General features: G+C 71.1%; 11 protein-coding genes and 1 riboswitch. Of the genes, 8 read left to right on the forward strand and 3 right to left on the reverse strand.

Annotated features, from left to right (window positions below; translation table 11 throughout):
* The first annotated feature begins 66 nt into the window (after positions 1-66).
* Both JHN63_RS14465 and JHN63_RS14470 read left to right on the forward strand, forming a co-directional pair.
* Entirely contained in the window at positions 67-723 is a 657-nt protein-coding gene (locus JHN63_RS14465) for a helix-turn-helix domain-containing protein (RefSeq protein WP_200680364.1), read from the forward strand.
* A complete protein-coding gene (locus tag JHN63_RS14470) occupies positions 720-845 on the forward strand; it encodes a DUF6126 family protein (RefSeq protein WP_043671431.1) in 126 nt (41 codons plus the stop codon). Before JHN63_RS14465 ends, JHN63_RS14470 begins: the two co-directional genes overlap by 4 nt.
* An 18-nt stretch (positions 846-863) precedes the next feature.
* Here the strand turns inward: JHN63_RS14470 and JHN63_RS14475 are convergent, their stop codons facing one another.
* Positions 864-1,661, reverse strand: coding sequence for a tyrosine-protein phosphatase (locus tag JHN63_RS14475; protein WP_200680366.1), 798 nt, complete (start codon positions 1,659-1,661; stop codon positions 864-866).
* Between the two features lie 170 nt (positions 1,662-1,831).
* On the opposite strand from JHN63_RS14475, the gene JHN63_RS14480 reads away from it, so the two are divergent.
* From JHN63_RS14480 to JHN63_RS14490, 3 genes are all read left to right on the forward strand, one after another.
* Positions 1,832-3,904, forward strand: coding sequence for an alpha-galactosidase (locus tag JHN63_RS14480; RefSeq protein WP_200680368.1), 2,073 nt, complete (start codon positions 1,832-1,834; stop codon positions 3,902-3,904).
* 303 nt (positions 3,905-4,207) lie between these two features.
* A riboswitch (cyclic di-AMP (ydaO/yuaA leader) is annotated at positions 4,208-4,370 on the forward strand.
* A 4-nt stretch (positions 4,371-4,374) separates the two neighbouring features.
* Positions 4,375-5,334: a LysM peptidoglycan-binding domain-containing M23 family metallopeptidase gene (locus JHN63_RS14485; RefSeq protein ID WP_200680370.1), complete on the forward strand. Its 960-nt coding sequence runs from the start codon at positions 4,375-4,377 to the stop codon at positions 5,332-5,334.
* 191 nt (positions 5,335-5,525) lie between these two features.
* Positions 5,526-6,311: an SGNH/GDSL hydrolase family protein gene (locus JHN63_RS14490; RefSeq protein WP_200680382.1), complete on the forward strand. Its 786-nt coding sequence runs from the start codon at positions 5,526-5,528 to the stop codon at positions 6,309-6,311.
* 294 nt (positions 6,312-6,605) lie between these two features.
* Here the strand turns inward: JHN63_RS14490 and JHN63_RS14495 are convergent, their stop codons facing one another.
* Both JHN63_RS14495 and JHN63_RS14500 read right to left on the reverse strand, forming a co-directional pair.
* Positions 6,606-7,220 carry a TetR/AcrR family transcriptional regulator gene (locus tag JHN63_RS14495; protein WP_200680372.1) on the reverse strand — a complete coding sequence of 205 codons (615 nt, stop codon included), beginning with the start codon at positions 7,218-7,220 and terminating at the stop codon, positions 6,606-6,608.
* 44 nt (positions 7,221-7,264) lie between these two features.
* Positions 7,265-8,443 (reverse strand): Glu/Leu/Phe/Val dehydrogenase dimerization domain-containing protein, encoded by a 1,179-nt coding sequence (locus tag JHN63_RS14500; protein WP_200680374.1) that lies wholly within the window; start codon positions 8,441-8,443, stop codon positions 7,265-7,267.
* Between the two features lie 277 nt (positions 8,444-8,720).
* Between JHN63_RS14500 and JHN63_RS14505 the strand changes: the two genes are divergently transcribed.
* The 3 genes from JHN63_RS14505 to JHN63_RS54655 all read left to right on the forward strand — a co-directional run.
* Positions 8,721-9,923 (forward strand): MBL fold metallo-hydrolase, encoded by a 1,203-nt coding sequence (locus tag JHN63_RS14505; protein ID WP_200680376.1) that lies wholly within the window; start codon positions 8,721-8,723, stop codon positions 9,921-9,923.
* A gap of 428 nt (positions 9,924-10,351) precedes the next feature.
* Entirely contained in the window at positions 10,352-12,175 is a 1,824-nt protein-coding gene (locus JHN63_RS14510) for an ATP-binding protein (RefSeq protein WP_234476713.1), read from the forward strand.
* On the forward strand, positions 12,175-12,454 hold a 280-nt coding region (locus JHN63_RS54655; protein WP_267953762.1), incomplete at its 3' end, for a hypothetical protein. The genes JHN63_RS14510 and JHN63_RS54655, both read left to right, overlap by 1 nt.

Consider the following 12,454-nt stretch of genomic DNA (forward strand, 5'->3'; position numbering starts at 1 on the left):
TCGCGGGCTTTTGCCTCTGTGGCAAGAAATTTGCCGCGGAGGCAATCCTGCGGCTGAATAGACGGCATGAGCTCTTCCGAGACCGAGACCGAGCCGGAACCGCCGGCCGGACCTGAACCGCCGGCCGGACCGGCCGACGACCTGCCGGCCACCGTCGCTCCACAGCTCCGCGCCCTGCGCCGCCGCGCCTCCCTCACGCTGGAGGTCGCCGCCCGCTCGGCCGGACTCTCGCCCGCCCATCTCTCCCGGCTGGAGACCGGGCAGCGCCAGCCCTCGCTGCCGATGCTGCTCGCGCTGGCCCGTATCTACGGTACGACAGTCTCGGATCTGCTCGGCGAGACGGTCACCGACCGGGACGCCGTCGTGCGCGCCGCCGACATGGAACCGACCCACGCGGGCGGCTGGACCTACTGGCAGGCCGGCGCCCACGGCCGCGGGATGCAGTCGCTGCGCGTCCGCATCCCGCACGGCTCCCAGGGCGACATCGTGCGCGTCCACCCCGGCGAGGAGTGGCTGTACGTCCTCAAGGGCCGGCTGCGGCTGCGCCTCGGCGACACCGCGCACCTCCTCGGACCGGGCGACAGCGCGCACTTCGACTCGCTCACCCCGCACCGGCTCGCCGCCGCCGACGAGACCGGTGTCGAGGTCCTGTTCGTCCACACCCTGCTCCAGAGCCCCACGGCCACCCTGTGCCTGGGCCCGATCACCGGAGAGACGCCATGAGCGGCAACAACATCGAGGACAAGTTCCCCCGCGCCCTGTGGGTGCGGCTCATCATCTACATCGCCGTCGGCCACCTCTTCGCGGCCTTCATCTACCTGCTGTTCTCCGTGGGCGCCAAGTAGCCCGCCTACGCGGCGAGTTCAGTCGAGCAGGCGCTCGCGCAGCCGCTCCCGGATCTCCGGGGTGATCCCCAAGCCCTGCTCCAGATAGGCGTCCACACTGCCCCAGGTCTCCTCGACGGTCTCGAAGGCCGCCGTCAGATACTCGGCGCGGGCGTCGAAGAGGGGGCTGAGGAGCTCCATCACCTCGGGGGAGTAGCCGGCGACGGAGGAGTTGCTGCGGCGCACCTGGTAGCGGCGGTGCTTCGCGTTCGACTCCAGGTAGTCGGTGACGATCGCCTCGCGCTCCACGCCCAGGGCGAGCAGCGTCACGGCTATCGACAGGCCCGCGCGGTCCTTGCCCGCCGCGCAGTGCATCAGCGCGGGAACACTGTCCTCGGCGAGCGAGCGCAGCACCTGGGAGTGTTCGGCGGTGCGCTCCTTGACGATCGTGCGGTACGAGGCGATCATCCGGTCCGCGCCCTTGTCGCCGCCGAGGATCTCGCGCAACTGCTCGATCTCGCCGTCGCGGACCATCTTCCAGAACTCGGAGCCGTCCGCCGGGTCGCTCAGCGGCAGGTTCACATTGCGCACGCCGGGCAGCTCGACGTCGGGACCCTCCAGCTTCTGGTCCGACGCGTTGCGGAAGTCGAATATCGTGTGCAGACCCAGCGAGTCGAGGAACGCGGCGTCCTCCTCGGTCGCGTGCGCGAGATGGCCGCTGCGGAACAACACCCCGTGCCGCACCCGCCGTCCGTCCACCGTCGGAAGTCCGCCCACGTCCCGGAAATTGCGTACTCCGGACAACTCCGGCTCGGTCGACGGAATCTGCTGCGTCACGAGGACTCCTCCCACTGGGCCCGGCGGCGCGGCTCACCGGCGGGCACGTTCTCGACGATACGACATCGATTCCTGAGGCAATGAGTTGTCCACAGGCGTTGCCTCACGACCCCTCGGACGTCGATGATGTTGGCGCTTGAGCGGACTTGTTCGAATCTGTGAGGAACCTGATGCTGGAGATCGCCGAGAACGGCCGGACGTGGGTGCTGTCGGGCCCCACAAGCAGCTACGCCGTCCATCTCACCGAGCACGACGAGCTGCTCCACCTGCACTGGGGCCCCGCGATCGCACTCGCCGACGCCGAGGAGCTCGCCGCCCGCCCGCTGCCCTCCGGCTCCTCCTTCGAGTCCCCGCTCGACGGACGCGAGGAGTACCCCGTCGAGGGCGGCCCCCGCTTCGCCCGGCCCGCCCTGTCCGTGCGCACCCCCGGGCGCCGCGGCACGGAATGGACCTTCGAGCGGTACGACACCGAGGGCGACGAGCTGCGGCTCCGCTTCCGGGACACCGGACTGGCGATCACGCTGCACTACCGGACGCGCGGCGACGTCGTAGAGCGCTGGACGAGTCTCGACAACGGCGGGGACGAGCCGGTGGAGCTGCTGCGTGCCGACTCCGGTGTGTGGACGCTGCCCGAGCGCGAGGGGTGGCGGCTGTCGCAGTTGCACGGGCGGTGGGCCGCCGAGTCGCGGCTGGTGCGTTCCGAGCTCACCTACGGTGAGAAGGTCATCGGCAGCCGGCGCGGCCACACCGGGCATCAGCACCTGCCCTGGGTGGCTCTCGACATCGACGCCACCGAGGAGCGCGGCGAGGTCTACGGCTGTGCCCTCGGCTGGTCGGGGTCCTGGCGGCTGGCCGTGGCCCAACTCTCGGACGCGCGCGTGCAGATCACCGGCGGCGCCGGGTACGACGACTCCGGCCTGCTGCTCCTGGCGCCGGGGGAGTCCTTCACGACCCCCGTCTTCGCCGGGCTGTGGAGCGACGGCGGCCACGGCGGCGCCAGCCGCACCTGGCACACGTACCAGCGGACGTACGTCATCCCGGACGCGGACCAGGACCGGCCGGTGCTCTACAACTCCTGGGAGGCCACCCAGTTCGACATCTCCGAGGAGCAGCAGGAGACGCTCGCGCAGCGGGCGGCGGCGGTCGGGGTCGAGCTGTTCGTGGTCGACGACGGCTGGTTCGGCGCCCGCACCAGCGACCGCGCCGGGCTCGGTGACTGGACCCCCAACCCGGACCGCTTCCCGGCGGGACTCAAGCCGCTCGCCGACCGTGTCCACGCGCTGGGCATGCAGTTCGGCATCTGGGTCGAGCCCGAGATGATCAACCCGGACAGCGACCTGTACCGCGCACACCCCGACTGGGTGCAGTACCAGGAGGGGCGAAAGCGGACAGAGTTCCGCAATCAGCTCGTCCTCAACCTGGCCCGCGAGGACGTTCAGGAGTACCTCTGGGAGCAGCTCCACGGGCTGCTCTCCAGTGCCCCGATCGACTACGTGAAGTGGGACTTCAACCGCTGCTTCACCGACGCGGGCTGGCCCGGCGACGCCTACCCGCAGCGCCTCTGGGTCGACCATGTGCGCGCCCTGTACGCCCTGTTGGACCGGTTGCGGGAGGCGCACCCGGGCGTGGCCTTCGAGTCCTGCTCGGGTGGCGGCGGCCGCATCGACCTCGGCATCATGAGCCGCACCGACCAGGTGTGGACCTCGGACAACACCGACCCGCTCGACCGGCTCGCCATCCAGCACGGCTTCAGCCAGATCCACCCCGCGCGCGTGATGGCCGCCTGGGTCACCGACAGCCCCAACACCCAGCTCAACGACCGGGTCAGCAGCCTGCGTTTCCGGTTCGTGAGCTCCATGGCCGGGGTGCTCGGGGTGGGCGGCGACCTCTCGGAGTGGAGCGACGAGGACCTCGCCGAGGCCCGTCGCTGGGTCGACCTCTACAAGGAGATCCGGCCGCTCGTGCAGCACGGCGACCTGTACCGGCTGCGCGCGCCGAGCGGCGGACTGAGCGCCGTGCAGTACGTGCGCGGCGAGGAGACCGTCGTTCTCGCCCTGCTCCAGGCGCAGCACTACGGCGAGCCGCTGCCGGCGCTCCGGCTGCGCGGGCTCGACCCGACGGCGTCGTACGAATGCCTCGAAACGGGTGAAGTCCACCGGGGTGCGGTTCTGTTGCACCACGGGCTGCGTACCGGGCTGCGCGGTGACCTCGATGCGACGGTTATCCGGCTGCGTCGTATCTGAGCCTTCTGTCCTAATTGCAGCCTTCGTGCCAACTCGCTCTGGAATAAAGGAACCTGAGGGGAACGCACGTGAGCAGCGTCATATTCGTGACCGTACGTCGCTCGTCATGTTCACGTAATTGGCGTGCTTTTGCAGGGGGATTGAGGGGTTGAGTCCCATGGGAATTCACAGAGGGTGACTGTGAATTCCCACAGGGGATCACAAGGAACGCATATCCGTGGAACCTCCTGCTTGTCCCTTTGCGTCTTCCTCGCTTACGTTCGCCACCAATCCGGACGGACGCCCAATCCTGCCGCCGACCGGACTCCGCACACACCCACCCGTATGCGGCAGGAGCGGGGGACCCACAGGTAGGACGCCTGTTCCGGTCTCCGGAACGGGCTTGGGGTTTAGCCGCGACCAGCGCGCGGCCGGGCATCTCCAGCCCGCACCCGACAGCTCACCCCGCAGGCGCCGGAGAGGAATTCGTCATGCCCGCGAAGGGTAAGCACCGCCGTCCGAAGTCCCAGCGTTTCTCCCGCTCGATAGCCGTGGCCGGAACGGGCGGCGCGGCACTCGCGCTTCCGCTCATGGGGGCCACCGGCGCCCATGCGGCCACCTCGACTTCCGCCCCGGAAAAGGCCGTTCAGTCGGTTCCGACGACCGAGAAGACGGTGACGCAGAAGGCGGCGACCGCCAGGACCGAGGGCGTCAAGACGTATTCGGTGAAGGCGGGCGACTGGCTCGCGAAGATCGCCGACGAGCAGGACGTCACCGGCGGCTGGAAGAAGATCTACCAGGACAACCGCGAGGCCATCGGCGCCGACCCCTCACTGATCCACCCGGGCCTCAAGCTCTCCCTCGGCAAGAAGGCCACGACGGGTACGAGCACGGGCACGGGGGCGAGCACGACCAAGTCGTCCGGTTCGTCCTCCAGTTCGTCCTCGTCTTCTTCGTCCTCGTCTTCTTCGTCCTCGTCTTCTTCGTCTTCGTCGAAGAAGACGACCGCCACCCAGAGCGACGACAGCACCAGCACCTCCAGCGGCTACACCCTCCCCGTGACCGGCGGCACGATCGGCACCGGCTACCACGTCGCGGGCAGCATGTGGTCCAGCGGCTATCACACCGGTGTCGACTTCGTCGTCCCGACCGGTACCACCGTCAAGGCGGTCGCCGCGGGCACGGTCGTCTCGGCGGCCTATGACGGCGCCTACGGCAACGAGGTCGTGATCCGGCACGCGGACGGCGAGTACTCGCAGTACGCCCACATGTCGCAGCTGTCCGTCTCGGCCGGCCAGACCGTGACCGAGGGCCAGCAGATCGGCCTCTCCGGAGCGACCGGCAACGTGACCGGCCCGCACCTGCACTTCGAGATCCGGACGACGCCGTACTACGGCTCGGACGTGGACCCGGTCGCCTACCTCCGCTCGCACGGCGTCACCGTCGGCTGACCTCCCGGGCCCCTGCTCAGGGCAGTTCCCGGGGTCAACGCCCCTGATCAGGGGCTTATTCCGACTTTGGACAACACTTTACAAGTGGCTTATCTCACCGTCCGTCAACCCCATATTACGATCGCGTAGGTCACACTCCAGGGTGAATTATGGTTGCCGTGGCTAACGATTCGAAGAGTGACAACAGATCAGTGATCGGGTCGTACGTGGCGGTGGGGGACAGCTTCACCGAGGGCGTCGGCGATCCAGGGCCCGACGGGGCGATGGTCGGCTGGGCCGACCGGTTCGCGGTACTGCTCGCGGACCGGCGGCCCGAGGGCGACTTCGAGTACACCAACCTCGCGGTGCGCGGGAAGCTGCTCGACCAGATCGTGGCCGACCAGCTCACCCGTGCCAAGGAGATCGGCCCCGACCTGGTCTCCTTCTGCGCCGGCGGCAACGACATCATCCGTCCCGGCACCGACCCCGACGAGGTCGCCGAGCGCTTCGAACGCGCGGTCGCCGACCTCACCGCCGCCGTCGGCACGGTCATGGTGACGACCGGCTTCGACACCCGTAACGTGCCCGTGCTCAAGCATCTGCGCGGCAAGATCGCCACCTACAACGGACATGTGCGGGCCATCGCCGACCGCTACGGCTGCCCGGTGCTCGACCTGTGGTCCCTCAAGACGGTCCAGGACCGGCGGGCCTGGGACGGCGACCGGCTCCACCTCTCTCCCGAGGGGCACACGCGCGTGGCGCTCCGCGCCGGCCAGGTCCTCGGCGTCGAGATCCCGGCCGACCCGGACCAGCCCTGGCCGCCGCTGCCCCCGCGCGGCACCCTCGACATCCGGCGCGACGACGTCCACTGGGCGCGCGAGTACCTGGTGCCGTGGATCGGCCGCCGGCTGCGGGGCGAGTCCTCGGGGGACCATGTGGAGGCGAAGGGCGCGTTGTCGCCGGACGACATCAAGATGCGGATCGACTGGGTGGCTTGAGGGGGCGTGGGGCTCGCGGGGTGGCCGCAGTCGTGAACGGCGGTGGACGGACCGGGGTGTCGACGTGACCCCGAACTGTCCCCGGCTGCCGGACGACCCCCATCCGCAGGCCCGCACCTGTCCGCTTGCCCGTATCGGCCCGCAGGTCCAAGCGCGCGCCTGACCGGGTCCGCAGGCGGCGCACCGGCATGCCGACCACCATGAGCCGCGCTGCCGGTCCGCGCGCGCGTGGCCGCGCCGTCGCCCGGCGCCCCGCCGTCCGCGATCTGGACCGAGCGTCTGCGGGGAGGCGACTCAGGGCGCCGTCAACGCCGCCCGGTCCAGGCCCAGTTCGCGGGCCAGGGCCTCGTCGACCCACTCCAGGGCCCGCGCCCGCGACACCGCTCCCGCGTACGCCGTCATCTGTACGGCGAGTCCGTCGAGGAGTGCCGTGAGGCGCAGGGCCGTGGTGGCCGGGTCCGGGCAGTGGAACTCGCCCGCGGTGACCCCCTCGGCGACGACCTCCGCGAGCGCCCGCTTCCACTGCCGGTCGAGATCGCGGGTGACGTCCAGGAGGGCGGGTTCCCGCAGCGCCGCCGCCCAGCCCTCGATCCACAGCCGCCAGCCCTTGGCCTGCCCGGTCGGCGCGTACCAGCGCACCGCCGCCCGCAGCCGGCGCAGCGCGGTCGTACGGCGGCCGAGCAGCTTGCGCAGATGCGCGAGGTCGTCCTCCGCGGCGAAGGTGAACGCGGCGGCGACCAGCTTCTCCTTGGTCGAGAAGTGATAGAGCACCAGCGCGTTGCTCACCCCGAGCGCCGAGGCCACGTCGGCGATCCTGACCGCCGCCACCCCCCGCGCCTCGATCTGCTCGACGGCGGCCCGCAACAACTCCGCACGCCGCTCCGCCACGCCCAACCGCACTCTCGCCACGCGATCACCCTATTCCGTGGCCCCTGAAGGTGTGGCCCCGTGCCTCACCGGTACCAGCCGAACCGCTCCGCGATGACCGGCAGCCGGTCCGCGACGATGGCGTGCGCGGCGGCGCGCGGTGTCGTGCCGTCGGCCTCCGCGCGGGCCAGCATCAGGTCGATCAGGGCGCGCATCGAACGCCGGGTGTGGGCGAACGCCTCCTCCGCGTCCGCGCCGATGTCGCCGAACAGGGTCCACCACCACCAGGCGTTCGTCCCGGAGTTCACGACCACGTCAGGCAGGACGACGACTCCACGCGCGGACAGCAGTTCCTCCGCCTCGGGCAGGACCGGCATGTTGGCCGCCTCGACGATCCAACGGGCGCCGATCCGCTGCTGGTTCGTGGTGTCGATCGCGTACGACACCGCCGCCGGAACCAGCACCTCCGCCTCGACGGACAGCCAGTCGTCGCCGGGGAGTTCGAGGTCACCGGCGCGCAGCGCGGAACGGTCCACGGCGCCGTACCCGTCCCGGGCCGCGAGCAGTGCGTCCACGTCGAGGCCGGCCGGGTTCGCGATCGTCCCCTTCAGGTCGGCGACGGCGACGACCGTCAGCCCCGCGCGCGTGAGGAACCGCGCCGTGGCCCCGCCCATGGTGCCCAGCCCCTGCACGGCGACCCGCGTCCCCGCGTACGGCACGTCCGCCCGGTCCAGCGCCGCGAGCACCGACTCGGCGACCCCGCAGCCGCCCACCAGCTCGTCGAGACCGATGCCGTCCACCTCGACCGCGAACGCGTCCGCGAGCCGCCGCCGGGCCGCCGCCTCGTCGTCGAGCAGCGGATACACGGCCTGGATCGACGACACGAGCCCCGCCTCGGCGACGGCCCGGTCGACCAGGTCCTGGGTGAGCCCGAGGTCCTCACCCGTCGTCCAGAAGCTCTCGATGTACGGCCGCACGGCGCGCAGATAGCGCACGAGGAGGCCGTATGCCATCGGGTCCTGGGGATCGCAGTCGATGCCGCCCTTGGCGCCGCCCAGGGGGACGTAGCGGCCCTCCGGGTCGTAGTGCAGCGCCTCTTTCATGGTCATGCCGCGGGCGAGCCCCGCGACCTCGTCGAGCGTGCAGCCCGGCCGCATCCGCAGTCCGCCGCTGGACACCCCGCGCACCAGCCGGTCGACGACCAGGAAGCCCTGGCGGCCGGTGACGTGGTCGGTCCAGGTGAGCGACATCAGGGGGGCGGTCATGGGGACTCCTCGCGGCATCGGCCGACAGGCCAATTACTGAACGGCGAGTCAGTATCGGGAGTGGTGTCGGGTCCTGTCAACGGAAGGGCCGACGGAAGCGCCGAGGGAAGAGCCGACGGAAGAGGCCACGGGCGATCTGATCCCGCCCCGTGGCGTCAACCCTCGGCGCGGAACTTTGGTCTTTCCTTGGAAAGCGGGCTCCGTGACGCCGACGCACCGGCGTTGTCACAGGGGTCGACCATAATGGAAAGCCTGAACGACCCGACCTGGAGGCATCGTGACCGGATTCCGTACGCTGAGCTCCGGGCTCCGCGCGCTGCAGCCCGCTGCCTTCGGCGCGGACCCGAGCGGCGAGCGCCTGGCGCGCATTCGCAGATCACCCCATTTCAAGGACGGGGTCTTCCAGAACCCCGGGGGGAACACGAACGTCCGCCCGTCCGGCGGCACGATGCGCGAGATGGGGAAGTCCTACCTCGACAAGGAGCAGCGCGCCCGCCGCGCCCCCGAGGGCACGCTGCCGGTGCACGCCACCACCCTCGCCGACCTGGCCGCGCCCGCCGCGACCGGGCTGCGGCTGACCTGGATGGGGCACTCCAGTGTGCTGGCGGAGATCGACGGCCACCGGGTGCTCTTCGACCCGGTGTGGGGCGAGCGCTGCTCCCCGTTCCCGTTCGCCGGACCCAAGCGGCTGCACCCGGTGCCCCTGCCGATTGCCGCGCTCGGCCCGGTCGACGTCGTGGTCATCTCGCACGACCACTACGACCACCTGGACATGCCCACGATCAAGGCGCTGGCCGACACGGACACCCTGTTCGCCGTGCCGCTCGGCGTCGGCGCCCACCTGGAGCACTGGGGCGTGTCCCCCGACCGGCTGCGCGAGCTGGACTGGCACCAGGAGACCAAGGTCGGCGGCCTCACCCTGACCGCGACCCCGGCCCGCCACTTCTGCGGGCGCGGTCTGCGCAACACCCAGCACACGCTCTGGGCCTCCTGGGTGGTCGCCGGTGACGAGCACCGGATCTACCACAGTGGCGACACCGGCTACTTCGAGGGCTTCAAGGACATCGGTGCCGCGCACGGCCCGTTCGACGCCACGATGATCCAGATCGGCGCGTACAGCGAGTTCTGGCCCGACATCCACATGACGCCCGAGGAGGGCATGCGCGCCCACCTCGACCTCCAGGGCGGGCAGCCGCACGGGGTGCTGCTGCCGATCCACTGGGGCACGTTCAATCTGGCACTGCACGCGTGGGCCGAGCCCGGCGAGTGGACCGCGGACGAGGGCGAAGCGGTGGGCCAGACCGTGGCCACCCCGACGCCGGGTGAGCCGTTCGAACCGGGCGGCGACCTGACGACGGCCCGTTGGTGGCGCCCCTTCGGGGGGACGGTCGCCCGTCACTGGAAGACCCCGGAGCCGGTCGCGACGGAACCGAAGCAGGCGGCGACCCCGGCGGAACTGGACCTGGCGAACGAACGCTGAACGACACGCTCCGTGATGTTCAGGGGAACGGCCGAGGGCGGTGAAGTTCCCCGAAGCGGGTCCCCGCGGCTTGTCCGCGGGTGAGGGGGAGACGGATGTCGGGGGCCGAGGGGTGGTGAACCCCTCGGCCCCCGACGTGTGTTCGTGACCGGTTCCGATCAGGGTCGATCGATTCTTTGTCCTTCTTCGGCATACGGCCCGAGGGGTTATCGGTCTGCCGTGCGAGGCCTCATACCAGAGCGGGACGCGGCCCGTGGGACTTTGTCAACTGCCCACCGCACCTGATGCGTTGACGACTACTGTGAGTGTCCGTCGGGCGACGCGGGGCCGAATTCTTCGGCTCTCTCGACCGGCACCGCTGTGGCGTATGCCCGAATCGCGCACCCCGCGCGAACCAACGGCCCGACGCACCAAGTACGAGGACGCCGATGTCTCAACTCCGTGCACCGGCCGCACGCGCAGACCGCCGTGAGGGCGGCCGGCACGGGCGACCGGCCGCCCGCCCCGTGCCCGCACTGCCCGAGACGCACATACGCCCCCAACTCCTGCGGCTCGCCGTGCTGCCGCCGATCGCGGTCGCGCTGAGTGCCAGCGCGGCCGTCCTGTTCACCGTCCGCTCCACCGGAGCGCGGACCAGCCTCACCCTCTGGGGTGTCCTCGCCGGCGCCACCTCGGTGACGTTCGCGGGCATCCTGATCGCCGCCGTGGCCGCCGGCCGTGCCGCCGGTTCCGTCAGCGACCGCATCGGCGCCCTGCGCCGCAGCAGCGCGCGCGGCGAGGCCGATCTGCGCGAGCTGGTCGAGGCGCTGCGCCGCGGCGAGGGCCCGCCCCAGCGCAAGCCGCGCAGCAGGCCCCCCGGGGACGCCGACGACTTCGACCTCCTCGCCGCCGATCTGGCACACGCCCACGACGGCGCCGTCACCGCCGTCGTCGCGGCTTCCCAGCTCTCCAGTCAGGCGGGCAGCGAGCAGAAGGTCGAGGTCTTCGTGAACCTCGCCCGGCGCCTGCAGTCCCTCGTGCACCGCGAGATCTCCATCCTCGACGAGCTGGAGAACGAGATCGAGGACCCCGACCTGCTCAAAGGCCTCTTCCACGTCGACCACCTCGCCACCCGCATCCGCCGCCACGCCGAGAACCTCGCCGTCCTCGGCGGCGCCGTCTCCCGCAGGCAGTGGAGCAACCCGGTCTCCATGACCGAGGTGCTGCGCTCCGCCATCGCCGAGGTCGAGCAGTACTCCCGCGTCAAACTCGTGCCGCCGATCGGCGGCACCCTGCGCGGCCACGCCGTCGCCGACGTGATCCACCTGCTGGCCGAACTCGTCGAGAACGCCACGGTGTTCTCCGCCCCGCACACCCAGGTGCTGCTCCGCGTCAACCTCGTGACCTCGGGCCTCGCCGTCGAGGTCGAGGACCGCGGCCTCGGTATGCCTCTCGGTGAGCAGAGCCGGATGAACGCCCTGCTCACCGACCCCGACCAGGTCAACGTCGCCAGCCTGCTGGCCGACGGCCGCATCGGCCTGTTCGTGGTCTCCCAACTCGCCCGCCGCCACGGCATCCACGTCCGCCTCCAGACCAACATCTACGGCGGGGTGCAGGCCGTACTCGTCGTGCCACAGGCCCTGTTGGGCGGTACGACGCCGGGCGCCCCCGGGATTGCCGGGCAGCCGCAGGACACCCTGGGCGGGGGACAGCCGCTCGCACCGCCGCAGCAGGCTCCGCGGACCGGGACGCAGGGCGGGACCGAGGGAGGTCAACAGGCGCCTGGTCAGGGCGTATTGGGGTCGCCCGGCGGGTCGGGACGGCACCAGCGCGGGTCAGGGGCGCCGGGCCGGCATCAACGACGGGACTCCGTACCGCCCGCAGCGCCGGGGCCGAACGGCGGCGGACCGGTGCCGTTGCCGGTGCGCGGCGCCCACGCCGAGCGGGCCAACCCCTCGGAGGCCGTACCCGGCATCCGTCCCGACGATCGGGGGACCGTGGCCGAGAACGTCACCGCACCGCCCGTCCCGCGCGGCGGAGCCGTACGCGGCACCATGGGCAAGCCGCCCCAACTGCCCCGCCGTCGCGCCCAGGAAGAGTTGGGGTGCGATGTGTTCCTGGGCGCGACGGCGGGGCAGTTGGGGCGGCTTGCCCATGGAGCCGCCCCAACGGCCCCGCCGNTCGCGCCCAGGAACACATCGCACCCCAACTCCGCGACGGCCCGGCACCGCGCCAGGACTCCGAGGACCCCGCGGGCCACGACCCGGGCCTGATGGCCGCGTTCCAACGGGGCATCGGGCTCGCGGAGGCACAGCAGCACATGGAGGCGGCGGAGTTGATGGAGGGGACCGACACGGCCGCACCCCACATGGAGGCACTCCAGATCATGGAGCCGCCGCACAGGGAGGATCCCCAGGTCGCGGCTTCGCATACGGAGTCGGCGCACCCGGAGCCAGTGCACCCGGAGCCGGCACGCCTGGAGTTCGTGTCCACGGGTGAGGTCTACACCGGCGAGGTCCACACGGGCGGTCTCTACATGAACGCGCTCCACG

The organism is Streptomyces sp. MBT65 (assembly GCF_016612545.1).
GTDB lineage: Bacteria > Actinomycetota > Actinomycetes > Streptomycetales > Streptomycetaceae > Streptomyces.